Source organism: Lyngbya sp. CCAP 1446/10 (assembly GCF_026130175.1).
GTDB lineage: Bacteria > Cyanobacteriota > Cyanobacteriia > Cyanobacteriales > Microcoleaceae > Microcoleus.
Map to the genome: position 1 here is coordinate 12,516 of NZ_JAIGNI010000018.1, position 23,979 is coordinate 36,494.

Below are 23,979 nucleotides of genomic sequence, written 5' to 3' on the forward strand. Positions count from 1 at the left end.
TGGTTAGCGAACTCGAACCTACAGGATTTTTGGATGTTTATTGGACACCAATAAACTTGTGAGTTTGCAAAGACAACCTGTAACTAGGATGCTGTTTTAGCAACTCCAAAATAATCGGAATCGCCCGATCGCGCTTCTCCCACTCCGGCTGCAAATATACAGGAATATTCAGATTATCAAGAAAATATTTTTTGTAAAAATCAACTTCTTCGCCAGTGCTAACCACCAATTTAATTTCATTGGCTTTCTTCCATAAATGCTCTTGTACCGGATATTTAGGATTGATGTGTTCTTTAGGAGAAAGAGTAATCCAAGCCAGCGGCGAAACATCTTGCCAATAAGCCCCAGAAGTTTCAATACTTACCTGTTTGTCAGCTTGTAACAATGCTGCAACTAACTCCGGCAAATTCGGTTGGATGAAAGGTTCGCCGCCAGTAATGACAACTCTCGGAGACTGCAATTCTGCCAATAGTTGAGAGATCGACTGTGGCACAGATGGCAAACTTTTGCCACCATTTCCATAGCCTGTATCGCACCACGGACAACCCACGGGACAACCGGCCAATCTAATAAAATCTACCAAGGTGCCAGTCCAATAACCTTCGCCTTGAACAGTGCACTGAAAAGTTTCGTGAATTGGTAATTTTATTTGTAAATTTGATGCCAGCATTTGTCACTTTAAATTAATAATATTTGTTGAGGATTTTGATTAATTGTAATTGATCGTCGGCAATTAATATAGTTCTAGATACACCGATAGGCAGAAACCGGGTTTTTGGAGCATCTGGTGTTTTGCAAAAAGCCTTTTTTATAGTGCGAGCGTCCCCGCTCGCGGATTATACAACTCGCGAGCGGGGACGCTCGCACTATAAATGGAAAACTCAGATTCTCCTTCTTGTTTTTCACGATAATACTGTATCGCAGCCTTCAATACAGATAAAAACCTGGTTTCTTTGGCCTTAATAAAATTCCCAGCAACTACAACTCTTTAATTGTGATGTTCGGGCTGCATCATAGTCGCCCAGCGGCGTTTCAGGGCTAAAGTCAGTCCGTCACCAATGGGGACAACACTGAGAGTAACTCTGGGATCGTTACGCAATTTGTCATTAAAAGCACGAATGGCGGTGGTACTTGTGTCTTGTACTTCAGGATCGGCAACTCGTCCCGACCACAGAACGTTATCAATTACTATTAAACCGCCATTGCGTACAAGTTGGAGCGATCGCTCAAAATAAGCCTCATAATTTTCTTTATCTGCGTCTATAAAAGCAAAATCAAAGGTTCCTATTTGTCCCTCGGCTATTAGTTTGTCGAGAGTATTTATTGCTGGGCCCAACTGCAAAGAAATTTTGTTTGCGACACCCGCAGCTTCCCAATAGCGTCGCGCGATCGAAGTATATTCCTCGCTGACATCGCAAGCAATAATTTTACCGTTAGAAGGCAGCGCTAAAGCTACACACAGCGAGCTATAACCAGTAAAAACGCCAATTTCTAAGGTTTTTGTTGCTCCCATAAGCTGCACTAGCATCTCCATAAACTGACCTTGTTCGGGAGCTATTTGCATCATACCCATAGGATGCTTAGCAGTTTCTTCCCGCAACGCAGCGAGAATATCTGGCTCCCGCAGGGAAATAGATAATAGATAATCGTAAAGTTTATTTTCCAGACCAATAGTTGAGTTCGTCATCGGTTTGTCCTTCCTGCTGACTTTTGATTTTACGTGGTAGACGTGCAGTTATTGAAAATCGGAGACGGTAGAGTTAATTTTAGCACCTATTTTGCTGTGGCCGATCGCAGGTTGCAGTATCACCGCCTTGGTAACAAGCTGGTAATTTGCTCAACGTGCGATCGACCTTTCAATCAGTTTATCTCAGCCGCAGGCGATCGAGCAGCTCTGCAAAAGAAAAGTGGAGAGAGGAGCGTTTTGACATTGCTGCGTTCTTCCCCAAGCGTAACCCTGTGAGTTATACCAGTTCAAAAAAGAATGCAACTTTAGACAAGGTGCAAACTCAAACACAATCAGTCATTACTAATCTCAAATCTTAAATCTCAAATGGTATCAGTTGGGGAGAATCTGACTTTATCCCGATCGCTAATAGCTAATAAGTAATTATTTAGAACTTACGCACTTTTCACAAACAAACCGTTTTATTTAACTATTATTGCTCGGTGAAATCCTGCGTATTTTTTTTTTAAACAAACCAGGCATCTGGAAACTATTGTGTCCTGGAATATTACTAATCACTAATAAACTGGGTTCAACAATAGGACGCTTTCTCAACTGTCACAGCTTATTCTTCCATACCTCAAAAACCTACCCACAATCAAAATAGCATTCCACGATTGAGATATAGCAAGTATTTCGCCGAAAAGCCAGGTTGGTTGCAACCCTTGCCTCGCACTGTTACTCATAACTAATCAACCGGGATTAATAGGACGATTACTTAACTGTCACAGTTTCGGACTCCAGACTAAAACAACCTACTCACAATCAAAATAACATTTCACAAAGGCTCTCGTTATGTACAGTTTTGCAGGTTTCGGTGCCGGTACTGGCCTATTTTTATTGTTAATTTTTGCTATTCTGCAATGGCTGCACGTCCCCGCAGGCAGTTTTATTGATTGGGTAATTGCCATTGCTATTTTTGAATGGCTGTTGCTGATAGTTACAGTTCCTTGGAATGTCCATTTTGAAGCTAAAGAAGTTTTATCGCAAGCTGCGGAATCTACCAAAAAAAATATTGCTGTCGATCAGGAACAACTCAAATACGTTAATGTATTAGTTAGCCGATCGCTCTTTGTGGCGATCGCCCTGCATCTGGTAAGCGCGATCGTGCTTTACACCTTAGCCGCCACTGGAATTAGTGCTGTGGGCTATCTCAGTTCCGGTGCTGCACTGCTGTTAACTGTAATGCGTCCAGCTATCCGAGGTTATCAGTATTTAGCCCAGCGGCTGACAAGTATCCGCAGCCAATTTTTGTACCCCCGCGAAGATATTGTCGAACTTCGCAGCCGCTTTGCAAACTTAGAATCTACAGTTAAAGATTTAGCCAATCAATTCAGTTCAGATAATCCGAATTCGTGGGTAGCTGTCCAAGAGCGGGAGCAACAGGCCACCACAATAGAATTAACTAATTTATCCGCATCTCTACAATCTTTGCGATCGAAAAATCAGGCAGAACACACTAAACTGGCAAGAGATGCAGAAAGTGCGATCGCCCAGCTTACCGACGACGGACAATTTCTCAACCACGTCCGCGAAATCATCCGCTTCTATAAAGAAGCATAAAAAAAGTCAGTAGTCAGTAGTCAGTAGTCAGTAGTCATTAGTCATTAGTCATTATTCATTTTAGCCTGAGCGAAGCCGAAGGCTAGTCATTGGTCATTTTAGCCTGAGCGAAGCCGAAGGCTAGTTATTAGTCATTGGTCATTAGTGCTTTCCCCTCCGAGCGAACGTCCAACGTCCGAACGTCCCCGATCGGGAACGTCATTAGTCATTAGTCATTTTCGCAATTTCCAATTACGAATTCCCGATTACCAATGACTAATGACTAATTCTCTATCTTTAGATAGATGCCATATACTCGCCCGGTGTAAATTTTTGAATAAAAACACAATTAAATCTGTCTTGAGGAAGACGGAATAAGTGTATTATAGATAACAGCAATTTTGAGGAAACTATAACCAAAGATAGTTTGTTAATGAGTTAGCTTAAGCTTAATATTAAAGTATAAGCGAAAGACCTTTTTGAAAAGATAACTCAGGAAAAAATCATGACTAATCGCCAACCAACACCGCCCGAGAGTGAAATTAGCAAATCAACACCAACCGACGAACAAATCGAAGCTAATATGGAAGCTCCCCACTACGACAGGGGCATTACTCCTGCTGAGACAGCAGCGCGACAAGAGCGCGAAGGCTCTAACTTCATGCACGCAACCACCGAAGCAAAGCAGAAAAGCGCCAAAACAGACGACCAAACCGATGACGAAAGCATTCACACTACAGATGGTTATACAGTAGACCAAGAAGGTCTTGTTAACAATTACGCGATCGAACCGGAAATGTACATCAACGAACCGGGCGATTTGAGAGCAAAAGATGAAGCCGAAGCCGCAGAACGCGCTCGCACTCTCGCAGAAATCAAAGATAAAAAAGGTGAGGAAGGAAAACTCACAGAAGAAGCAGACACCCGTCACAAAGGGCCGGGAATTATTTAGGTTGTCTGGTTTGTAGTAGCGCTTGGGCGCGTGAGGTTGCAACTGCAAAGGGACGGGTTTTTTTAGGGGAAAGGTCGATCGACCTTTCCGGTAAAACCCACCCTTATTTTGTTTTAGACTGATGTTTTGATAATATACCTCTTGGAAAAATACCTAGGATGGGCGAGACGCCCATCCTAGGTATTTTTTGATTGTGGGATGGGTGTCCCGCCCGTCCTAAAACTTAATTAAAAGGACTTTTGCTATTCAGGTCTAATTTAGGACTTAATATTATCCGCGGTCAATTACCTGCAATAAATAATAGTTCGCTCCTGAGCACTTCAGTCAAGCATCATGGATCAGGGCTGAAGCCCTCACTACAAACTAATATTGTCTTCGGAGATGATATTAGCACGGGTGGTTAAAAAAACCAGGTTGATTAAGTATAAAGTAGGAGTGCTTCAGTTTTGAGATTTTAAAGTTGACATCAATGCGAATTTAATTAAAATTAATCAAGCCTTAACATTTTCCCTCAGCCAATTAAACTTGGCCTGAGCTAGCGCCAAATTTTCCAAGACGTTCGGATTAATATCATCGCGTTCTAATTCTGGTTGATCCAATTCTATATTGCGACCGTATTCTATATGTCTGATCGTACCGCGCATCCTGTCTGCCAGACACAGAGAAATTCCGTAATAAAATCGGGAAGCAAAACCCATATCGTGTTGAAGCTTAATGATTAACAGCCGCCGGGGAATTGCCAGCAAGTGAGTTTCTTCGATCGCCTTCACCGTTGCCAAAGGAGGGCGAGCGTCAATGAAAGAAACTTCTCCCACAAGTTCTCCACTGCCTATTTTGGCGAGTTCTTTACTCTGCTCAGCTTCGATCCAAACGCTCATACTCCCCTTCAAAACAATGTAGAGCGCATCATGCTGTCTCCCTTCATGGATCAAAATCGCGCCCGGTTTGAGAATTTCTTTTTTGCCTTTTTGGACTATCCAGTCGATATCGTCATTATTTAACTGGCTCAAAATAAAAAGTGCTTTTTTTCTACTGCTGTCGGCCATAACTTTAGCTCCCGATCGCTTTTTATATTAAATTTAGAGGGCGCGCGGTCGCAACTTCTTCCGAAGCAGTCACTCCTCGCTGAACACAGTTTTTTTATCCTGCCTAACTTCTTCGCAAAACCCTTAGAGGGCAAGCCTTGCCAATAGCAGATCAATCAAGCTGAATATTAATCTCTCAATACTAGCATTTGTTGAACAATCTTTTGTAGCTCGATCGGCATTCCACAAAATCCTGCTTCAAGTCCGTATTCAAACCAATCGGGTTGGCCCGCACAGCTTTGCAGCCCGATGGGGCGCGGGAGACAATACTCCGCGCCCCATCTTGCTCGCTAAATCGATCGCAAATCAGGATAGCCAGCCAACATATCATCAGCAGTCAGAGTATCGCCGTTAGCTTGAGGAGTCCACAGCACCTCAACCGCCAGCAACTGCTCGCTCGATACTCCCCCAATCTGGCGCAAAGCTTGGCGCAAATCTTCAGAGTTTTTCACTACTGGCAATTGCAATTTGCCTTGAGTACCGACAATCACCGTCACCACAATAAACTCACCCGGTTCTGAATTCAAATCTGTACCAACTAGCGCGCCGTTTTCCTGCAAAACTGGCAGGTTATTGCTGCTCCCTGCTTGCCGGAGCTGGTTGTTATAATTCGAGAGCGTTTCTTCAGTAAACTTACTGCGTTCTGCCAAAGAAAACTGGTTAAATTTAGCTTCGGCTGCTTCCAAGCGAGTTTGCACAGAGTCAGCGCCCGCGTAAACCCAATATTCAGGATGTCGCAGCATCGCCAGAGTAGATTCTTGCAGCACTTGAGCGCGACCGGCCGCTGTATCCGTATTCACTTTGCGCGCTAGCGAGTCAAGTTCGGCCTGCAAACCGCGTGCCTCTGCTAGCAAACCAACTTGCAAGCGGGCCACAGATACTGTGGTAGTAGGGGCGCTGTTGCCGAGTTCGTCAGTTGAATTCCCGGCGCGACGGAAGCTTTGAACGAGGAAATTCGCGATCGAAATAAAGATCAAAATCGAGAACAGGCCACCAAACCCGCCGCCAAAACCGAAAAACGGCAGCAAGAAAGGGAATCCGAAACCGCCACCAAAACCGCCGCCATAGCCACCGGGGTAGTAACCCCCTCCAGACGGGGCGTTGCGAGTCGGAGACGAGTAACTGCGCGCCGGAGCTCTAAAAGATCCGCCACCCATCCGTCCTCCGCTGCGAGCAGCCAGAGCTCCGTCAGCGTTACCGAGGGCTAGCGTCAGTACCAGACCGATCGCAAATAGTGATTTCAAAAGCGGTTTGATCTTTGAAATTAGTTGCTTGTACATAAGACCGTTACTATTCGATACATTTATAATTTACAGTCTATTCTGGCTTATGGGCAGCCCGGTTCCAGGTATGCAGCGTGCGAGATATCCGTACCAACCCATCCCAGCACCCTGAGGGAACCAGAAAAACTAGAGTCCGAAGCCACTGTCTGCCATATCACTTGACACATAATTTTCGCAACAATCCTATTTACTGTCCAAAATTCCCTTATTCTCATCCGGGACAAATTCCGTAACAACTTGGCCACCACCACCGTCACCTTTGACAATCACAGTTTGATTTTTTAACTCTCCCGCCGCCCTCGGCCCAGTCAAATTAAACACCGGATTTAGTTGCTTGTACACCACATTTCCTTCTGCGTCAAAAGTTTGGTTAGTTAAATACCACGTTACGCGATCGGTATTTAATTGAGATTGACGTTTTTCCCCAATTCCTACCACATTTCCCGTCAAATAAAAAATCTTTTTCTCTAAATCTCCCCGCCCCGTATCCCCAGTCATCGTCACCTTTTCCACCCGGTGAAAAACCTTTACAGGCCCGGGCGATATCACAGATTGGGCCGGAAAATTCCAACTCATCAAACTGCTTTCTATTTGCAGCGGTGGGTCTGATGGCATTAATTGAGCGTTTTTCGTTAATGTCGCAATCTTGGTTTTTAAGTCTACATCTACCTGGTCAGCAAAACCGCTGTCTGTTACTTTTTGATCTTTATATCTGTCAATTTGAGTCGGTTGGTCGCTGTGTACCTTTTGTTGCTCCACAAACCATACTAAATGCTCGGTTCGCAATTGCAAAACCGGATCTTTAACATTCGCCACCACAGAGCCGAATAATTCCATCCTCTTAGCCCTACTGAAAACCCGCGCTTCCTTGGCTGAAGCAGTAACCTGTTTGTTCTGTCCAATCAAATTATTGCGGACAACTAAAACATCTTCCTTCGGCCGCCACTCCAACTCATTTCCCCGCAATACCACGCCATTTTTTAGGTCAGTAGCGACTATGTTACCTTTGAGAAAAACCTGATTTCCTTCCTGAAACACCTGCCCAGTGTCTCCCTGAATATCATAAATTTCTTTGCCGTCCTGAAACAATTTTCCGACTGGTTTCTGAACGTCAACTATCTTGTTGTCTTTGCTGTAAACGGCATTTTTCGAGTTTACTTTCCAGAACGTCTCGCCCTTTTCGTTTGCTTGTTCTAGGGTTACTTTGTTCAAAGTTAGAGTGCTGTTTGACTGCTGAGCAGTTTTGATATCCTCAGCTAATTTATTCTTTTGAGTCTCTTGCGGAGCCGCACAAGCACCAATCCCCAAAATCATTGCTGCCAAACATAGCTGCACCAATTTTGAGGATTTTAAATTAGGAATTTGTGATTTGAGATTAATCATTGCTAATTCATCATTGGGCATTGGGCATTGGGCATTGGGCATTGGTAATTGGCTAATTAAAAACACTAATCAAAAATCTGTCAGACTTGAGCTAAATTTTTAACTTCTAATTTTCAATTATTCAACCCATCAGCTATTACCCCTTAACTATTACCCATTCCCCATTCCCCATCCCCCATTCCCGATTCCCGATTCCCTATCTGTCGTCGTGTTCGTCCATCAAGCTCAAGCCCGACAATGGGCGGTAAGCATAGTTAGGGCGCGATGTTTTTTGGATGTCGTCCTTAATCATTTCCAAATCGATGTAGCGATCGGCTACATTAATCAAACTGTCACTTGTCATCGATCGCAAACTCACGACTTCCACCCGCACGCCGCGATAGCTCACAGCATCCACAGCATAAGCCAAATCGCCATCACCGCTGACCAAAACCGCCGTGTCGTAAGACCCGACTAAGGCCATCATGTCCACAGCAATTTCTACATCCAAGTTCGCCTTCTTAGAACCATCTGGTAACTGCACCAAATCCTTAGAAATCACTCGGTAGCCGTTGCGACGCATCCATAGCAAAAACCCCTGCTGTTTCTCGTTAGTGCGATCGACACCAGTGTAGAAAAAAGAGCGTAACAGCCGCGAACCCGCAGTTAAACGGCACAGCAGCTTAGTGTAATCAATCTCAATTCCCAACTGCAAAGCCGCGTAAAAAAGGTTAGAGCCGTCAATAAAAATTGCTACTCGACCGCGATTTTCCAGAACCTGTTCCGGCGTAAAAAGGTCGTTGCTTTCTATTCTATTCAACATCATTGTTATGCCTCAATTTTTATGAAAGATTGGTAAAGAAATAAGTGCTAATTCATAATCTGTCATAGCACCCCGATCGCTGGCTGCGAACTATGAAGGTAATGTTTCGAGCAGTTCTAGCCGCTTAAAAACAGGTTGTGGTTCCCCCAGAGTTTGGTTAGCCGGCAAAGCGCCCCAGGCAGCATGAACTGCAAAAGTCGCTGAACTGTTAACGGCAACCCGATCGTTAAAGTCAATTGAAAAACCTAGCTGCTGATAGATAGCGTTGCTGATATTAGGAATAATCGGCGATAAAAGGTAAGATGCCAGTCTAACAGATTCCAGAACAGAATATAGCACTTGTTGGACACTTTCGAGCTGTCCTTGCTTGTACAAACTCCAAGGTGCTTGTACGTCAATAAACTTGTTACCGGCTCTCACTAATGCAAGTACAGCTTCGCAAGCCTTGCTAAAAGCCAATTCTTCGTAAAAACCCGCGACTCGATCGCCCAAATCCCAGCCCATACTCTTGAGAAGGTTGTCGCCGGGAATGTCTTCCCCCGACACATTTGGCACTGAGCCTCCGCAATATTTGCGAGCCATGTTTAGGGTACGGTTAAGCAAATTTCCCAAATCATTTGCTAGCTCAGCATTCAATATATTGATAAACCGAGTTTCGTTAAAATCGCCGTCTTCTCCGAATTCAATTTCTTTGAGGAAATAGTAACGCACTGCATCAGCGCCGTATTTATTGACCAATTCGACTGGGTTTAAAGTATTACCCTCCGATTTCCCCATTTTTTTGCCGTCTTTGGTCAAAAAACCGTGAGCGAAGACACGGCCAGGCACCGACATACCCGCTGACATCAGCATTGCCGGCCAGTAAACTGCGTGAAACCGGAGAATATCTTTGCCGATCAAGTGCAGGTCAATCGGCCACCATTTAGATAAAGCATTCTCTAACATCGGATCGTTGTCCGGATCTAGCAAGGCTGTGACGTATGCCAGTAAAGCGTCAAACCAGACGTAAATGGTGTGACTGGAGTCAACCGGTATCGGCAGGCCCCATGCCAGATTCACTCTAGAAATCGAAAAGTCTTGCAGGCCGGAGTTGACGAAGCTGAGAACTTCGTTGCGCCGGCTTTCCGGGGCGATGAAGTCGGGACGTTCTGCGTACAAGGCGAGGAGTTGGTCTTGATATCGCGACAGGCGAAAAAAGTAGTTTTCTTCGTCGCGCCACTCAACTTCCTTGCTGGTGTGGACGGAACACCGATTTCCCGGTAACAAATCCCGTTCATCTTTAAATTCTTCGCAGGAGACGCAGTACCAGCCTTGTTGCTGGTTCAAGTAGATGTCGCCGGAGTTCCAGACGCGCTGGAAAAATTCTTTGACAATGTACTCGTGGCGGCGCGAGGTTGTGCGGATGAAGCGATCGTACTGGATGTCGAGTTGTTCCCACAGCGTTTCAAACGCCGGAACTACTAAGTCGCAGTGAGCTTGGGGCGATCGTCCCAAACTCTCGGCTGTGCGCTGAATTTTCTGCCCGTGTTCGTCAGTCCCGGTAATCATCAAGACAGATTTGCCCCGCAGCCGCTCAAATCGGGCTAGGGCATCTGCTGCCATAGTCGTGTAAGCGCTGCCAACGTGAGGTAAATCGTTTACATAGTACAGAGGCGTTGTGATTGCAAAGGTATTCTTAGTTTGATCGGTCGATTTCATTGAATCCTAAAAAAAATTCCCTAAATTGAGTTTCGATTTTAACTCAGCGTTTAAATCTTTGATGGAGCCGCAATCAAGCTAAATTTACTGCAAGTTATTTGCATTTGTCTAACCAGAGCTATTTCCAAAAGAAATATAGCTTTCATATCAACACTAATCTTTTTTAGTTCTTTTTGACGAACTCTCTAAAATGTCTTAATATTTTGACATTTTGCTGACTTGTGGCTCCCTAGGATTGTCTGTCCCGCATCCTTAATTTTTGGAGGGCCAAGGTGCGGCCCCACTTGCCATCTCGAAGCGAGAAACTAAGCTATGGAGCTCTTAATCGCCTGCAAATCCTCACTGTTTTCGATCGACCCAGGGACGCAGAAACCCAATTTTTTATAATAAAAATCTCTCGTGAAGCGCGAGTGCTTTAGTTTTTGGGCCCAGCCAGAGCCTGATAGCCGAGATTTTTTGTCAATCAACCCCGGTTTTTCGATGTTGCCAGCGCCTTCGGGGCACACACAAAAACCCAAACTACTTCAACTTCGGGCGATCAAATTAGCGTGCGTCTAACAATGTATTAACCCATATTTTTTACGATTGCCGTGCCACAGTACAATCACTGAGAACAATCGAGTTTTTCAGAGAGCGATCGGGCTTTTTCCCTGTATACCTACATAAATATAGGGACAAAAAGTATAATTTATTGCTTAATTGCTAGATCGAAAACCGTAAAAACCGAATGTAACAGTTGAGGGTGTCGAATGTGGGAGCTAACTCAATACGGTTCACTTAACATATTTATGCCCCGGAGATCCCCCTAAATCCCCCGAAAGCAAGGGGGACTTTGAGGGCATTCTTGTCCCCCCTTTTTAAGGGGTGTGCCAGGGAGATCTGTCTTAAGTGAACCGTATTCGGATCTAACTTTCAAAACCCTATTTCTTGAAACCATGAGTGGGGCGGACATTATTAGCCCGCCCAAAAATTAAATTTAAATGCCGATACAGCTTATCCTTCGGGAAAATTAACTCGATTTCCGCCCATAGCTTCCGACAAATAATCGGCCGCAGCTTCCACTACCGCGATCGCATTTTCGTAAACCATCCGCGTCGGCCCCAAAACCCCAACACTACCAACAGGCACCGATCCCCGGCGGTAAATCGAAGAAATTAGAGTACAGCCGCGAATTGGTTCTAAGGAATTTTCCGATCCAATACGCACAGTTACCCGCTTCCCTGGCGTGTCCAACTCAGGCGATTCAAAAATCAAAGGCCAAAGCAATTCCTGTTCTTGTTCGAGCAGTTGTACGAGGGTTTGAACTTGCTGCAACTGCGAAAAATCTGGTAAGCGCAGGGCTTCTGCCAAACCGCCGATCAGAATTCGCGTGTAGGTGGGATTGCTTTGGCGGCTGCTCAAAGCAGTCAGCATGGTTTCCATCCATTCTGCGTAGAGTTCAAAGTCTCGGTCTAACTCGCTCCAGTCTACAGTCGAGAGTTCCGAAAGCGATCGCCCCCGCAGCTTGCTATTCAAAAAATTCGACAAAATCTGCAATTCGCGATCGACAATTTCGTCATCTGGCCAGCTACCATCTGCGCCCTTCGGCAACTGCACCAACACCGAATGAGTTTCGTAGGCATCCGTCACCACAATCAGCATCACCTTTCCGGCCTCTAGCTGCACCAGTTGCAAGTGGCGCAAGCAAGCCGTATTGGTTTGCGGTATCGTGATCATGGCAATGTAACCGCTGATAGTTGCCAGGATTTGAGCCGCGCCGCGAAGTGCCGCATCCATGCGACCATCCGACCAGTTGAGCTGGTCTAGTACCTTTTCCACCTTACCGGCGAGGGTATCAGACGGCTGAATCAACTGATCTACATAAATTCTGTAGCCGGAGTCAGAGGGGACTCGTCCGGCCGAAGTGTGGGGCTGATAGAGCAGTCCAGCTTTTTCGAGAGTCCCCATCGCATTGCGAATTGTAGCTGGGCTGACGCTGAGGTTGAATTCGTCAGCCAAAGCTTTTGAGCCAACGGGTTCCGCTGTAGCTATGTAGTGGCGAACCGTTGCCCAAAGGATGTGTTGTTGCCGATCGGTGAGGTTAACGCGCACAGATATTTAAGTAGAATTAGTATTTAGAGTTGAAAGCCACTATTTAATCGAAACGTCTGTCCCAAGAGGGCGATCGGGCAGACTTACTTATTTAAACATAACAGATTTTAGGTTAAGGAAGAAGTCAGTTGTTACTGGTTATTGATTATCGGTGATTGGTGATTGGTGATTGGTGATTGGTTATTTGTAAGTTCTAATGCCCAATGCCCCATGCCCCATGACCTGTTTGGCCAATGCCCCATGCCCCATGACCTGTTTGGCCAATGCCCCATGCCCCATGACCTGTTTGGCCCATGCCCTCTAATTATGTTCTTTAAGAATATTTTGCAGGTAACTAGCCACTGCATCCGGCTGTTCCATCATTGCCAAATGGCCGCAATCAAGCTGAAGCACATTTTCGCCACAACCTTGGAACATCCAGTGAAAGCTAGCCAAATGCAGCACGTATTTGGGTTCCATAATTTTGTCTTTAGTGCCGGCAATAAAATACACGGGCTGCTTGAGTCGGGACACTATTTGTGGCAACAGGTGAATCTCGGCTTCTGTGGTGGATTCCAACAAAGCCCCCAAAGCTGCGTCTGGATGAGCTCCCACGAAATCTCTCAAACGCTGCCTTCCCCAGTCGCGCCCGATCGATCTTGCCACAGAATCCCGCGCAAACACGAAATCTACTAATGGCAAGTGAGGCAGCCAGCGGGGACGCATTTTGACTAGCTGTTTGCCGACGGAGCGAAACCGCTCGAATTCTTCCTTTAGATAGATGCCGCCGCCAGCATTGATGCAAACAACACCTTTAATACGATCAGAGAATTGGCTGGCTCCCCAAAGGGCGATCGTGCCGCCGAGAGAGTGCCCCACCAACCAAGCATTAGAAATATCGAGTTTTTCGAGTAAAATTTCCAAATCGCGAGCGTAAGCTGCGGGAGTGTAACAGGAATTAAGCGGTTCCCAATGCTCTGGATGGCCGTCGCCGTCCGGTTGAGAATCGCCAAACCCGCGCAAATCGTAGGTCAGGCACTGATAGTTTGGTGCCAAGCGATCGGTCAAAGGTTGCCAGTAGCGGCGGCTTAACAGCCAGCCGTGGACAAATACCAGAACCGGGGAAGTTGCAGTGGGAGCCGTCAAATCGCAAGCGTGCCGAACCCCTAGGATGTCTATGGTTGCCATAATTTTATCCTATCGCGAAATCAGCACAGAGGGATCGGCAGTTACAGGAGGGCGATCGACTCGGTTTCACTTTCTCAGGATTAAGGCCAAGCATCGAGCAAAAACCCAGTTTCGCCAGCATCAGCGCGATCGCTAAAACCGCTCGCCCAGCAATCTTTGTCGCACCCCCTCAGCGATTTTCTGCCCCAGATACTCAGGAATTAAACTTTCATTGGGCCCCAACAAGTAGAGAATCAGGCGAGTTCGCCCCCGCCAAACCAATAAATTTGCATTCACCACCAACAAATCCTCTTGCCAGATGGCATACATAACTTTGTAAAAAAGTCCAGGCTGATTATCAGCTTCTATCAGCAGAGCTGGCAAGTGGAAAACCGGATCGACGTAAAATTCAGTTGCCACATCCTCCAAACCCGCGTCTAAATTGAATTCCACAGCCAACATCTCTTCAACCTCAAAATGCCCCGCCAAGGCCTCTCGAACCGCCCTACAGACGTTTTCTGCTGTTTTATCTGCCAGTACCTTGCCACCGCGAGATACCACCAATTTGATAAATACCAGCATCGGCGGGTAAATTTGACCGTACAGACTCAGACTGTGAATGGTCAGCCCGTAGGCCGCCAATACTCCAAAAATGTCGCTCAGTAGAAAAGATTGGTTCCGGTAAGCAAAATGCAGGGCACTTTTATTACCTTCGGCTCTGATTTCGATGACTGCTTGCCGAGTTTTGTAAAGCTGATAAGCTAATTTGAGGTTTTGCAGTTGGATTTCGCTGCTGACAAATTGCTCGTAAAACTGTGGAAACGCTCGGTTAAAGCGCTTGAGAAGTTCTAGGGTAGATGGTTTTAAACCCGAAGCCATAATTGAGGGGAAGGTGCGGGAGATATACTAGGTATTGACTCTCCCATGCCTTATGGCAATGGGATTTTAGATTTGACGATTCGACTTAAATTGTTCCCGCTTTCTCATTAAAAGCAGAAGTCAAATTTGTCTGGGAACACATAACTAGAATGTCGCGGTTGCGCCATTCGATCTGTACTTCCCACCAAGTGTATGACTTCCGACGCGATCGGCGGTACTAAAAAGAAGCAATTCCTAAATGCCTCTGTCCTGGTTGGGCAACAAATTTTACCTTAACACCGGGTTGTCCCGGCACAGGCTAGCAGAACATTTCTACCAAACTTGACGAGAAGCAAAAAAGCGCAGAGTCAATGTTGGACGACAAATCCCTGTTTTCGGCGTAAGATGAGTGTACCGTAAACTGTTCCTCAAGAGGCTACCCGCAATTCATCCCACGCCGATCGGAGTGGGTTGATCTATTGGGTTCTCTTTCACATCGTCCAACTTCTACTACCTTAACCGCGCCTGCATGGGTTTTTGGAAAAACTTATTTAGTAGTTCTGAGTCTGCCTCTGTACCCCAAACAGCGGAATTTGAGGAAGATATAACTCTTGGGTTAGGCGATCCGCTTTCCCCAATGTTTCGCAAACCCGCCAGCGGCAACGCTCGCATCTTTTTTAGTTGCGATCGGGACATTGACCTCTACGAACTCGAAGAACTTTGTAATGCAGTGGGTTGGTCCCGCCGTCCCCTGCGTAAAGTCAAAAAAGCTATTCAGCACAGCTTCCTAGTCGTCTCTATGTGGGAGATACGGGGCAGCCAGCGACGGCTGGTCGGTTTCGCCAGAGCGACTTCAGACCATGCTTTTAATGCCACGCTTTGGGATGTGGTAGTTCATCCTGACTATCAGGGTAAAGGCATGGGTAAGGCGCTGATGAAATACATCATTAAAAAACTCCGCAGTGAAGATATCAGCAACATTACCTTATTTGCTGACCCTCAGGTGGTGGATTTTTACCGAAATTTGGGCTTTATGTCCGATCCGGAGGGGATTAAAGGTATGTTTTGGTATCCAGATTAGCTCGCCCGGTGCAGGTTAGCGTTGATTTGTTGAGTAAATGCAATATTCACGCTGCCACACACCTCAGAAGGCTGTGCGCTGCGGTCAGTTACGCTCTTGATTGTATCTCCGCAGCTTGGCAGTTATGAAGCCCAGAGCTTTGCAAGTATTGTCCAACCGCACAACAAAAAAGAAAACTTCAGCGTAGCTGCATCGAAAATTAAAATAAAAAAAAGCTTGACAAGCTGAGGGTTTTGTGACTTAATGGTTAACAGATAGGCAACTATCACAACGGGATGTAGCGCAGCTTGGTAGCGCGCCTGCTTTGGGAGCAGGATGTCGCAGGTTCAAATCCTGTCATCCCGATCGCACAATGTTAAATAATAGATTCAAGCAGAAACTGCCGCTGATGTTGACATTTGTTCAAAATGGAGACCCATTGAGGCAGTTTTTGTCGATCGTGTCAAGGGGCCAGTCTTTGCGTTAATGTGTTTCAGGATCGCCGATGGTGGAAAAACATGAAATCATTAGTTCGTTTAGGCGCAATATTGGGGATTGTGGGCTGCACTCTGCTCGGCCCCTTGCCCATTGCCAAGATGTCTGCACTGGCACTGCCAGTGCCACAAATTTTAGAAAAGTTACGCCCGGTGCCGGTATTTACGATTACAGACGGTCAGGGTGCGTTTTTCATCGCTTCTGTTCCCAAGCAAGGTCAGGGTCAAACTGGTAATGCTTCGGTAGCCAGAATTTTCATCAGCCAGAAAGATGCTCAAGCTTTTGTCGATCAACTGAAAACGGGAAATCCTCAGTTGGCTGCCTCCGCGCGCGTGACACCCGTGTCACTGGGGGAAATTTATCGGCTCGCTCAAGAAAATAAAGGCAAGCCGGATCAGGTGCTATTTGCTTTTATTCCGGCGGCGCAGCAGGTGCAGTCGGCTAAAACTGTACTTCAGCAGAGCGGGCAACAAGTTAACGAGTTAAACGGTGTACCTCTGTTTTTGGCGAGAGGTGGCCCGGAAAATGGTTATCTGACGATTCAGCGGGGCGATAAAGAGGAGCTTCCCCTGTTTTTTAACAAGGAGGACTTGCAGGAAATGGTCGATCGTTTTAAGCAGCAGCAGCCGAACGTGAATAGCACAATTAAAATTGAAGTAGTGAACTTGGAGAGGATTTTGGAAGCTTTGGGTACTGAAAATGACCCGTCTTTGAGCCAACTGATTTTGATGCCGTCGCGGGAGTCGCTGGAATATGTGCGATCGCGCCAACCGGCTGGTGCTGGCCAAAATCCACAGGTGGCTCCATCTCCAGCTCCAACTCGACCTGCTGCATCTCCAGCTCCAGCTCGACCAGCTCCAGCTCCAGCTCCAGCTCCACCTGCTCGCTAATAGTTAGTCAGTAGTCATTGGTCAGTAGTCATTGGTCAGTAGTCATTGGTCATTGGTCATTGGTCATTGGTCATTAGTTACAGACAGGATTTACCCAAAAATTGGTTTTATGCGTTACTTAAAGCGGTAAGGTTCGGTGTGGATGGAACCCTACATAATTAGGTTTTGGGTTCGGGACTGAGTTAGTAGGTTGGATTTTGGGATTTCTCGACTCAACCTACTATTTATCAATTCCCAATTCCCAATTCTCAATTACCAATTACGAAGGACTACTGACCAATGACCAAGGACTACTGACTAATGACTACTGACCAAGGACTACTGACTAATGACTACTGACCAAGGACTACTGACTAATGACCAATTCCCAAAAAGTCTTATGTTTGTTTCGGGTTTAGAGTTGTGGCAGTGGATGAATCAAGCTAAGGTAGATGCGATCGCCTCTGACATTCCCCAAGCAGAACTTGACTGGCTGCTGCAAGAGTTGGCAGGTTTGGATAAATTGGCTCTGCGTTTGGAGTCGTTTAAAGATTTGCCAAAAATTGAATTAAAGTTGTCTTTATCTGAACTCGATCAACTGTGGCAACGACGGTTGCAGGAACGGGTGCCTGTGCAGTATTTAACGGGAGTTGCACATTGGCGGAATTTTTCGCTCAAAGTAACGCCGGCGGTGCTAATTCCTCGTCCTGAAACGGAATTGCTGATCGATTTGGCTGTGGCTGCTGTTAAAAGCTATTCAGTTAATCGAAAATCGCATTGGGTGGATTTAGGAACGGGCAGCGGGGCGATCGCGATCGGCTTGGCTTCTGAGTTGACAAATGCTACAGTTTATGCAGTAGATTGCAGTTGGGAAGCTTTGGTAGTGGCTCGACAAAATGCTGAGAATTTGGGTTTTGGCTCGCGAGTTAATTTTTATCAAGGTTTGTGGTGGGAACCGCTAGAATTTCTCAAAGGTAAAGTTAGCGGCATGGTGTCTAACCCGCCTTACATTCCCAGCAGCACGGTGGTGACTCTGCAACCGGAAGTTTTGAAGCACGAACCTCACCTGGCCTTAGATGGCGGTTTTGATGGCTTAGATTGCATCCGGCATTTGGTAGAAACGGCTCCCGATTATTTAGAATCTGAGGGAGTTTTTTTGGTTGAGATGATGGCGGGACAAGCTGAGGCGGTAGCTGAGATGCTGGAAAGTCAGGGGAGTTACGCTGAAGTTCAGATATTTTCGGATTTAGCAGGAATCGATCGCTTTGCGTTAGCCTATCGTCTTTAGGGAACAAGCCCAGGAAAGATAGAATTTCTCGACTTTGTATGCTTGCTGGATTTTGAGATAGAGTTGGCGTAAAAACGGCGATCGCGCTCAGCATACAAGAGGTATCACCGTGAAGCTGGAATATCAGTTTACTTTCAAAGAATATTTAGAGGCTAGTAGAATTGCCACGAAAGTCGAGACTTTCTCGAAAGTCGAGTTGTGGACTAGGGCTGTATTTATTGTGGGGGGCGGAATTGCCTATCTTAACGCTGCCGCAAATCCCCTCTGGGGTTATTTCATAATCAGTTTTGGCATCTCCTACATCCCTATTGTGAAGTTCCTAGAGCGGCGAAAGATCATGTCGCGCGATCGAGGTTTCTTTTGGTCTATGCTTTTCGGGCAGATTAAATTTGGGATCAAATGGGGAATTTCAGAGCCGCCTTTTTTGTTAGGATGGATAATTGTACAACTTGTTTATTGGCTCTGTCAATTTTTTGAAGTCGTTGAACTCTTTATGTGGAGAGATATTACTAATGCTTGGCATAACTTTGTTATTTTAAAAGTGACTGAATCTGGAATGGAGTTGAAAACTGCAAAGGTTAGCCTCAAACTCAAGTGGCAATTTTACTCGCACTTCTTAGAGACAGAAAATTTGTTTGTTATCTATCCTTGTGAGTCTTCCAATATCCCCCATTTTTTTCCAAAACATACATTGAACCGAGAGCAGTGTCAAGCATTTAGAAAATTGCTATCCAGTAATATTTCGCCAGTTCCTCACGTTTAAATGAAAACAATGAACTTTGGGTTTCAACTGAATTCTAATGATTACAAAGAAGCTAATCAGGCGGTTCTAAACAGATCTTCAGAATCAGAAAAGCGAGTCTTGCGTAACTTGGCATTACTAATAGGATTTTTATTTCTTTATCTGGCAATAACATCGAAAGATACGAGCTTCTTAGTGGTGGGTGTTATTTTGGTGTCCCTTCCTGTTTTATGTAAAATTTTTGTGCTAATCGACGTAAATATAAAGATGCCAATTGTCGAGCCTACGAACTGCGGGGAACCTATCACAGTAGAAGTGATAGGAGAAGGGCTGATAGTTGATACTCCTAGTTGGCAAGGGACTTTTCAATGGGGGCATTTTGAATTATTTATTGAAACCAGAAAATTATTAGTAATTTATCCGGTGCCATCCCTCTATCCTGTGTCAGACTCGGATTTTATGATAGTTCCCAAGCGTGCATTCAGCGGTGAAGAGCAATTGTCGGATTTCCGAGAAGTGCTGCACAAGAATATCGGTAAGAGAGGTGACAATTCTTTAAAGAAAATGATGTATGATTAGAAGCGATAAATCTAAAATATACGGGACTTACGCACTCCCACCAAAGAAACCGGGTTTTTTACCGAATATTTGGACTGCAACAAGTATTCTCGCAAAAAAATCGGTTTCTGACCACCCTCGCGCAAGTCCTATTAAAATCTAAAATCGGATGACTCAAGTTTCGATCGCCTCCTTGATTCAAGGAGCAATTTCAGGAGATTATATTGTCAGCTTTCCTACAGATACTGTACCCGCTTTGGCTGCGCGGCCCGATCGCGCGGAGTTGATTTTTGTAGCTAAGCGCCGCCGTCAAGACAAGCCGCTGATTTTGATGGCAGCATCACCCCAAGCTTTATGGCCCTACGTGCAGGGGAGTCCGGCAGAATTAACATTGTGGCAGCAAGTGGCCGAATCCTATTGGCCAGGGGCGCTAACTTTGGTGTTGCCGGCTTCGCCACTGGTGCCACCCTCGATGAATGCGATCGATCGCACTACAATCGGAGTACGAGTCCCTAATTTTCCCCTTGCTCTCAAGATTTTAGAGCAGACAGGCCCTTTGGCTACTACCAGTGCTAATCTATCAGGCCAAGCGCCTCTGGAGTCGGTGGCAGAAATTGAGGCGCAGTTTCCCGAAGTCTTGACATTAGTTGCTGCTGAATTAGCAACCGCGCCAACAGCGCCAACAGCTTCGAGTTTGCCTTCGACTGTGGCTAAATGGACTGGCGGCGGTTGGGAAATATTGCGACAAGGCGCGATCGAGCTAAAATGCTAAAAGCTAAACTCCTAGGCAAAGCAATATGGCGCCGATCGGCTGGAGCGACTTGATATATTTAGGTATGGGATTAGGACTGGGTTGGGGAAGCAGTTTGATTTGGCGCGGGCGACAAAAAAGCTCGCAACAGCCAGAACCTTTGCCCCCTATGCCGCCAACTCCTCAAGAAATGAACTTAGAGAAGTTTGATGCCTTGGCTGAGCAACTGAAGCAAACTCAATTGGCTTATCAGATGGCATCGGAGATGAGTCTATTTAAGGGGGGCTTTTTGGCTCGAACTTCTCACGAGTTGCGATCGCCCCTGAGCACTATGATTGGTACGCTGCAATTAATTCTGTCGGATTTGTGCGACGATCCTGCAGAGGAACGAGAGTTTGTCGAACAAGCTCACGTTGCAGCACTCAAGCTGGTGAAATTGATAGATGAAATTATCTCTGTTGCTAAAACTGAACACGGCACTGACACGATGGATATTGAGCCGATTCAGTTAGCTAAGGTTTTTGATGAAGTTGATGATTTAACTTACTTGCAAGCTGCTAATCGCAGCATTCGTTTGGAGATATTGCCGCCCGATCCGGGGATTTATGTATTGGCAGATTTGCCGAGGTTTAGACAAGTTTTAGTCAATTTGGTAGATACTGCTGTGGCTCAGATGGAGGAGGGGAGTATTTCTGTTTCTGCCCATTCTTCACCGGAATCTGGATGCGTTCATATTTGGGTAGACGATCAGCGTTCGGTTAGTGCTTGGAGCGAATCTTGGGATTTGTTGAAGCACGATTTGGAGTCGGATGCTACTAAGATCAGCGATAATTCTCACGTCTCTTCTGGCATGAGGTTGTTGATGAATCAGACTCTTTTAAGTTTGATGAATGGAAAGTTGGAGGTTCTGGCTGTGCCTTCTGAGTCTGAAGAGTCCAATTTTAACCGCACTCAGTGTTCTATTCCTTTGGCAACTTTGTGATGAAGGAAGAAGTTGACAGTTGACAGTTGACAGTTGACAGTTGACAGCGACCTCTAACTGGAAGGAAGAGGATTGGAGTCATGAATCGTCTGCTTTTAATTTCTCCCCGCCCGATCGATCAGGGTTCCGGCTTTAAACCAATTCTTTCTGGTAACGGATTGTGTAATGGATTTAACGGAGGGAGGGAAGAGGTAAATTATTTGTAAATAGTATGGTGTGCATTGAACGCCATACTATTTAGAGATTTGGGTGCAGGTTTTGTGCTTCTTTAACAAATAGCAGTTAGCAATTCGCCATTGTTAATTTCTAATTCGAGATTCTCTTCTAAGAGTTGATTTTCAAGTACCATTGTGGTGCTGGCGTTGTGCTGAAAACCGATGCGCTCGTAGAAGCTTTGTTTGTAAGTTGTCATCAGGTAAACTCGCTCTACTCGGCACATTCGAGGGTGGCTCAAGACGGTTTGGACTAATTGGCGGCCGAGTCCTGCACCTTGATAATCTGGGTGAATGGCGACATCCCAGATGGTGGCTCGATAGATGCCGTCTGAGGTGGCTCTAGCAAAGCCGATCGCCCGTAAGCCATCCCAAACTGTCACAACTGGTTCGCTATTGGCGATCGCAATTTCCCAATCTTCTATTTTGCGCGCCCTCGCCCAAAAGGCGGCGGCTTTAAATAGTTCTTGGATTTGTGCGATGTCTGCGCGATCGCGCTCTATACAAAATTGAATGTGACTGGAATCCCTAGTCGTTGATGTCATGCTCAATCCGCCTTTAAGTTGTATCTAAACTGTGTTACTTTTACTGTCTTACAGGATTGAAAGTTGATTTTGCTTGGGAACGATCAATATTGAATTCCCGATTTACAAAACTATTTTTAGTTACACATATTTTGTAACTAATTTCGGTAATTATTAATACTTTTTTGTATAAAGTTGGTGAAAAAGTCTTTGACTCAAAATTCGCCAGATTAGACGGCGGTTGAAACCGCTTCTAGACCAGCGAAGTCCGCACTTCGCCAGATTAGACGCGGTTTCAACCGCCCGGTATTCCGATCCCAAACGTATGGCGGCATCACGAGTGAATCAGTTTTGCAGCCAGCGGGCCGCATCTTTGGCGTGATAAGTCAAAATCAAATCAGCACCAGCACGCTTGAATCCTGTCAAGGTTTCCATCACCACTCTTTCTTCATCAATCCAACCATTAAGAGCGGCGGCTTTCACCATCGCATATTCTCCAGAAACGTTGTAAGCCGCAACTGGTAAGTTAGTTGCTTCCTTAACGCGCCAGATGATATCCATGTATGCTAAAGCAGGTTTAACCATCAGCATATCTGCGCCTTCAGCAATGTCGAGAGCAATTTCTTTGAGAGCTTCGCGGCCGTTTCCAGGGTCCATTTGATAGGTGCGTCGATCGCCAAATTGGGGAGCAGAATCCGCCGCATCCCGGAACGGGCCATAATAAGCTGAGGCATATTTTGCCGCGTAAGACATGATGGGAATATCTTCAAATCCAGCCGAGTCCAATCCTTCGCGAATTGCTCCCACAAAACCGTCCATCATTCCCGAAGGTGCAATAATATCTGCACCAGCTCTAGCTTGAGCAACGGCAGTTTTCTTTAGCAATTCTAGTGTCGGATCGTTCAAAACGCGACCGCTTAAATCTCCGACTTCCAAATAGCCACAGTGACCGTGACTGGTATATTCGCACAGACAAGTATCAACCATGACAATTAAATCCGGTACGGCTGCTTTAACTGCTGCCGTCGCTTTTTGGACGATGCCGCAGTCGTGCCAAGCGCCTGTCGCGTCTGTATCTTTGTCTGCGGGAATGCCGAATAAAATAATCGCGGGAATGCCAAGATCGTATACTTCTTTGGCTTCTTCTACGATTTTGTCTACCGATAGCTGGTAAACTCCGGGCATTGATATAACTTCTTTGGCAAAAGCTTCCCCCGGTACGGCAAATAGGGGGTAAATTAAATCGCTGGTTGTCAAGATGTTTTCGCGTACCATCCGGCGGAGTTGGGGATGGTTGCGGAGGCGGCGGGGGCGGTGAGTTGGAAACATAATGTTTTTTTAGGGTAGATTAAAGTCCTGATTTCTGGGACTGGAGGTGTTTGTTTAAAAGTCTAAAGCTTATTGTTGGTCGATCGCCCTCAACCTACGTAAAGTTATGTAAAACCTGTGATGTCCATTGTTGGTAGTCATGACTTTAGTGCAATGGCACCGAAAAAGCATCGCACAAAAAACTATAAAGCAAGCCCTACATATATCGTGGCCTGACAAACCCAAATATCTCTCTGGGACGGAACTCGGCGCCGTCTTCTTGGAGACTGACAGGAAATTTAACGCCAAACTCGCCTTAAATTCAACACAAATCCCGGCAATACGCCTTCGCCGGACAACTAGGCTGGATTGATTAATATTTCTACTTCTGTTTGTTGTCTGTAAAATTCTACCCGAAGGGCGATCGAATTCGGCACTTCTAGAGATATAGTTTCTGGTTCAGTAAAGGTTTGTACCATATTCAATTCCACGCTTTTTGGGTCAAAATTGGTAACAAAAAAACTATTGTGTAGGGTGCATCGCTGTGAGATTTTCAAGCTGATGTGCAGATTATCAATAGCGACGAACCCTACGGTTTCTACTTCTTCCTTCTTCCTTCTTCCC

Annotated in this window: 24 protein-coding genes, 1 tRNA gene and 1 pseudogene; 13 read left to right on the plus strand and 13 right to left on the minus strand. The window is 45.8% G+C overall.

The window, feature by feature from the left end; all coding sequences use genetic code 11:
* Positions 1 to 37 precede the first annotated feature (37 nt).
* Together K4039_RS10300 and K4039_RS10305 are read right to left on the minus strand one after the other, a co-directional pair.
* Positions 38 to 670: a 7-carboxy-7-deazaguanine synthase QueE gene (locus K4039_RS10300; protein ID WP_265235086.1), complete on the minus strand. Its 633-nt coding sequence runs from the start codon at positions 668 to 670 to the stop codon at positions 38 to 40.
* A gap of 318 nt (positions 671 to 988) precedes the next feature.
* Positions 989 to 1,687 (minus strand): class I SAM-dependent methyltransferase, encoded by a 699-nt coding sequence (locus K4039_RS10305; RefSeq protein WP_265235087.1) that lies wholly within the window; start codon positions 1,685 to 1,687, stop codon positions 989 to 991.
* A gap of 42 nt (positions 1,688 to 1,729) precedes the next feature.
* Here K4039_RS10305 and K4039_RS10310 point away from each other — a divergent pair, with 42 nt between their 5' ends.
* The 3 genes from K4039_RS10310 (at position 1,730) to K4039_RS10320 (ending at position 4,220) form a co-directional block, all read left to right on the plus strand.
* Positions 1,730 to 1,963 (plus strand): hypothetical protein, encoded by a 234-nt coding sequence (locus K4039_RS10310; RefSeq protein ID WP_265235088.1) that lies wholly within the window; start codon positions 1,730 to 1,732, stop codon positions 1,961 to 1,963.
* A gap of 558 nt (positions 1,964 to 2,521) precedes the next feature.
* Positions 2,522 to 3,289, plus strand: a complete 768-nt coding sequence (locus K4039_RS10315) for a hypothetical protein (RefSeq protein WP_265235089.1) — start codon at positions 2,522 to 2,524, stop codon at positions 3,287 to 3,289.
* A gap of 484 nt (positions 3,290 to 3,773) precedes the next feature.
* The gene (locus tag K4039_RS10320) at positions 3,774 to 4,220 is read left to right on the plus strand and encodes a hypothetical protein (protein WP_265235090.1); all 447 of its coding nucleotides are present in this window, start codon (positions 3,774 to 3,776) and stop codon (positions 4,218 to 4,220) included.
* Positions 4,221 to 4,711: 491 nt separating this feature from the next.
* Here K4039_RS10320 and K4039_RS10325 read toward each other — a convergent pair whose 3' ends face one another.
* The 7 genes from K4039_RS10325 to K4039_RS10355 form a co-directional block, all read right to left on the minus strand.
* Positions 4,712 to 5,266: a cyclic nucleotide-binding domain-containing protein gene (locus tag K4039_RS10325; protein WP_265235091.1), complete on the minus strand. Its 555-nt coding sequence runs from the start codon at positions 5,264 to 5,266 to the stop codon at positions 4,712 to 4,714.
* Positions 5,267 to 5,595: 329 nt separating this feature from the next.
* Positions 5,596 to 6,585, minus strand: coding sequence for a DUF1517 domain-containing protein (locus tag K4039_RS10330; protein WP_265235092.1), 990 nt, complete (start codon positions 6,583 to 6,585; stop codon positions 5,596 to 5,598).
* Between the two features lie 186 nt (positions 6,586 to 6,771).
* Positions 6,772 to 8,013, minus strand: a complete 1,242-nt coding sequence (gene lptC, locus K4039_RS10335; protein WP_265235093.1) for an LPS export ABC transporter periplasmic protein LptC — start codon at positions 8,011 to 8,013, stop codon at positions 6,772 to 6,774.
* A 154-nt stretch (positions 8,014 to 8,167) separates the two neighbouring features.
* The gene (locus tag K4039_RS10340) at positions 8,168 to 8,773 is read right to left on the minus strand and encodes an NYN domain-containing protein (RefSeq protein WP_096831201.1); all 606 of its coding nucleotides are present in this window, start codon (positions 8,771 to 8,773) and stop codon (positions 8,168 to 8,170) included.
* 90 nt (positions 8,774 to 8,863) lie between these two features.
* A complete protein-coding gene (gene metG / locus K4039_RS10345; RefSeq protein ID WP_265235094.1) occupies positions 8,864 to 10,471 on the minus strand; it encodes a methionine--tRNA ligase in 1,608 nt (535 codons plus the stop codon).
* A gap of 993 nt (positions 10,472 to 11,464) precedes the next feature.
* Positions 11,465 to 12,562 carry a heat-inducible transcriptional repressor HrcA gene (gene hrcA, locus K4039_RS10350; RefSeq protein ID WP_321161590.1) on the minus strand — a complete coding sequence of 366 codons (1,098 nt, stop codon included), beginning with the start codon at positions 12,560 to 12,562 and terminating at the stop codon, positions 11,465 to 11,467.
* 300 nt (positions 12,563 to 12,862) lie between these two features.
* Positions 12,863 to 13,729: an alpha/beta fold hydrolase gene (locus tag K4039_RS10355; protein ID WP_265235095.1), complete on the minus strand. Its 867-nt coding sequence runs from the start codon at positions 13,727 to 13,729 to the stop codon at positions 12,863 to 12,865.
* Between K4039_RS10355 and K4039_RS10360 the strand changes: the two genes are divergently transcribed.
* Positions 13,719 to 13,865, plus strand: a complete 147-nt coding sequence (locus tag K4039_RS10360; RefSeq protein WP_265235096.1) for a hypothetical protein — start codon at positions 13,719 to 13,721, stop codon at positions 13,863 to 13,865. The two genes, K4039_RS10355 and K4039_RS10360, sit on opposite strands and share 11 nt — an antisense overlap.
* Here K4039_RS10360 and K4039_RS10365 read toward each other — a convergent pair.
* A complete protein-coding gene (locus K4039_RS10365) occupies positions 13,862 to 14,587 on the minus strand; it encodes a hypothetical protein (protein WP_006631881.1) in 726 nt (241 codons plus the stop codon). The two genes, K4039_RS10360 and K4039_RS10365, sit on opposite strands and share 4 nt — an antisense overlap.
* Positions 14,588 to 15,095: 508 nt before the next feature.
* Here K4039_RS10365 and K4039_RS10370 point away from each other — a divergent pair.
* The 9 genes from K4039_RS10370 (at position 15,096) to K4039_RS10410 (ending at position 21,517) form a co-directional block, all read left to right on the plus strand.
* Positions 15,096 to 15,647 (plus strand): GNAT family N-acetyltransferase, encoded by a 552-nt coding sequence (locus K4039_RS10370; protein WP_265235097.1) that lies wholly within the window; start codon positions 15,096 to 15,098, stop codon positions 15,645 to 15,647.
* Positions 15,648 to 15,918: 271 nt separating this feature from the next.
* A tRNA-Pro gene (locus K4039_RS10375) sits at positions 15,919 to 15,992 on the plus strand.
* A 152-nt stretch (positions 15,993 to 16,144) separates the two neighbouring features.
* Positions 16,145 to 17,011: a Tic22 family protein gene (locus K4039_RS10380; protein ID WP_265235098.1), complete on the plus strand. Its 867-nt coding sequence runs from the start codon at positions 16,145 to 16,147 to the stop codon at positions 17,009 to 17,011.
* Between the two features lie 328 nt (positions 17,012 to 17,339).
* Positions 17,340 to 18,278 carry a peptide chain release factor N(5)-glutamine methyltransferase gene (gene prmC / locus K4039_RS10385; RefSeq protein WP_265235099.1) on the plus strand — a complete coding sequence of 313 codons (939 nt, stop codon included), beginning with the start codon at positions 17,340 to 17,342 and terminating at the stop codon, positions 18,276 to 18,278.
* Positions 18,279 to 18,615: 337 nt separating this feature from the next.
* Positions 18,616 to 19,041 (plus strand): YcxB family protein, encoded by a 426-nt coding sequence (locus tag K4039_RS10390; RefSeq protein WP_265235100.1) that lies wholly within the window; start codon positions 18,616 to 18,618, stop codon positions 19,039 to 19,041.
* Positions 19,042 to 19,599, plus strand: coding sequence for a YcxB family protein (locus K4039_RS10395; protein WP_265235101.1), 558 nt, complete (start codon positions 19,042 to 19,044; stop codon positions 19,597 to 19,599).
* Positions 19,600 to 19,747: 148 nt separating this feature from the next.
* Positions 19,748 to 20,350 (plus strand): L-threonylcarbamoyladenylate synthase, encoded by a 603-nt coding sequence (locus tag K4039_RS10400; protein ID WP_265235102.1) that lies wholly within the window; start codon positions 19,748 to 19,750, stop codon positions 20,348 to 20,350.
* 25 nt (positions 20,351 to 20,375) lie between these two features.
* On the plus strand, positions 20,376 to 21,311 hold the full coding sequence (locus tag K4039_RS10405; protein ID WP_265235103.1) for a sensor histidine kinase KdpD: 936 nt from the start codon (positions 20,376 to 20,378) through the stop codon (positions 21,309 to 21,311).
* An 80-nt stretch (positions 21,312 to 21,391) separates the two neighbouring features.
* On the plus strand, positions 21,392 to 21,517 hold the full coding sequence (locus K4039_RS10410; RefSeq protein WP_265235104.1) for a hypothetical protein: 126 nt from the start codon (positions 21,392 to 21,394) through the stop codon (positions 21,515 to 21,517).
* Positions 21,518 to 21,579: 62 nt separating this feature from the next.
* Here K4039_RS10410 and K4039_RS10415 read toward each other — a convergent pair whose 3' ends face one another.
* From K4039_RS10415 to K4039_RS10425, 3 genes and pseudogenes are all read right to left on the minus strand, one after another.
* Positions 21,580 to 22,068 carry a GNAT family N-acetyltransferase gene (locus K4039_RS10415; protein WP_265235105.1) on the minus strand — a complete coding sequence of 163 codons (489 nt, stop codon included), beginning with the start codon at positions 22,066 to 22,068 and terminating at the stop codon, positions 21,580 to 21,582.
* Between the two features lie 324 nt (positions 22,069 to 22,392).
* On the minus strand, positions 22,393 to 23,376 hold the full coding sequence (gene hemB, locus K4039_RS10420; RefSeq protein WP_265235106.1) for a porphobilinogen synthase: 984 nt from the start codon (positions 23,374 to 23,376) through the stop codon (positions 22,393 to 22,395).
* 278 nt (positions 23,377 to 23,654) lie between these two features.
* Positions 23,655 to 23,771: pseudogene (locus K4039_RS10425) on the minus strand (Uma2 family endonuclease); the annotation flags it as partial.
* Between the last annotated feature and the right edge of the window lie 208 nt (positions 23,772 to 23,979).

Bases quoted from the DNA above. Each gene is read 5' to 3' on its own strand.
- hemB (WP_265235106.1), bottom strand. From the start codon at position 23,376: ATGTTTCCAACTCACCGCCCCCGCCGCCTCCGCAACCATCCCCAACTC.
- K4039_RS10400 (WP_265235102.1), top strand. From the start codon at position 19,748: ATGACTCAAGTTTCGATCGCCTCCTTGATTCAAGGAGCAATTTCAGGA.
- K4039_RS10365 (WP_006631881.1), bottom strand. From the start codon at position 14,587: ATGGCTTCGGGTTTAAAACCATCTACCCTAGAACTTCTCAAGCGCTTT.
- K4039_RS10325 (WP_265235091.1), bottom strand. From the start codon at position 5,266: ATGGCCGACAGCAGTAGAAAAAAAGCACTTTTTATTTTGAGCCAGTTA.
- K4039_RS10305 (WP_265235087.1), bottom strand. From the start codon at position 1,687: ATGACGAACTCAACTATTGGTCTGGAAAATAAACTTTACGATTATCTA.
- K4039_RS10330 (WP_265235092.1), bottom strand. From the start codon at position 6,585: ATGTACAAGCAACTAATTTCAAAGATCAAACCGCTTTTGAAATCACTA.
- lptC (WP_265235093.1), bottom strand. From the start codon at position 8,013: ATGCCCAATGCCCAATGCCCAATGCCCAATGATGAATTAGCAATGATT.
- metG (WP_265235094.1), bottom strand. From the start codon at position 10,471: ATGAAATCGACCGATCAAACTAAGAATACCTTTGCAATCACAACGCCT.
- K4039_RS10355 (WP_265235095.1), bottom strand. From the start codon at position 13,729: ATGGCAACCATAGACATCCTAGGGGTTCGGCACGCTTGCGATTTGACG.
- K4039_RS10380 (WP_265235098.1), top strand. From the start codon at position 16,145: ATGAAATCATTAGTTCGTTTAGGCGCAATATTGGGGATTGTGGGCTGC.
- K4039_RS10390 (WP_265235100.1), top strand. From the start codon at position 18,616: ATGTCGCGCGATCGAGGTTTCTTTTGGTCTATGCTTTTCGGGCAGATT.
- K4039_RS10300 (WP_265235086.1), bottom strand. From the start codon at position 670: ATGCTGGCATCAAATTTACAAATAAAATTACCAATTCACGAAACTTTT.
- prmC (WP_265235099.1), top strand. From the start codon at position 17,340: ATGACTACTGACCAAGGACTACTGACTAATGACCAATTCCCAAAAAGT.
- K4039_RS10320 (WP_265235090.1), top strand. From the start codon at position 3,774: ATGACTAATCGCCAACCAACACCGCCCGAGAGTGAAATTAGCAAATCA.
- K4039_RS10415 (WP_265235105.1), bottom strand. From the start codon at position 22,068: ATGACATCAACGACTAGGGATTCCAGTCACATTCAATTTTGTATAGAG.
- K4039_RS10410 (WP_265235104.1), top strand. From the start codon at position 21,392: ATGAATCGTCTGCTTTTAATTTCTCCCCGCCCGATCGATCAGGGTTCC.
- K4039_RS10370 (WP_265235097.1), top strand. From the start codon at position 15,096: ATGGGTTTTTGGAAAAACTTATTTAGTAGTTCTGAGTCTGCCTCTGTA.
- K4039_RS10315 (WP_265235089.1), top strand. From the start codon at position 2,522: ATGTACAGTTTTGCAGGTTTCGGTGCCGGTACTGGCCTATTTTTATTG.
- K4039_RS10395 (WP_265235101.1), top strand. From the start codon at position 19,042: ATGAAAACAATGAACTTTGGGTTTCAACTGAATTCTAATGATTACAAA.
- K4039_RS10340 (WP_096831201.1), bottom strand. From the start codon at position 8,773: ATGTTGAATAGAATAGAAAGCAACGACCTTTTTACGCCGGAACAGGTT.
- K4039_RS10360 (WP_265235096.1), top strand. From the start codon at position 13,719: ATGGTTGCCATAATTTTATCCTATCGCGAAATCAGCACAGAGGGATCG.
- K4039_RS10405 (WP_265235103.1), top strand. From the start codon at position 20,376: ATGGCGCCGATCGGCTGGAGCGACTTGATATATTTAGGTATGGGATTA.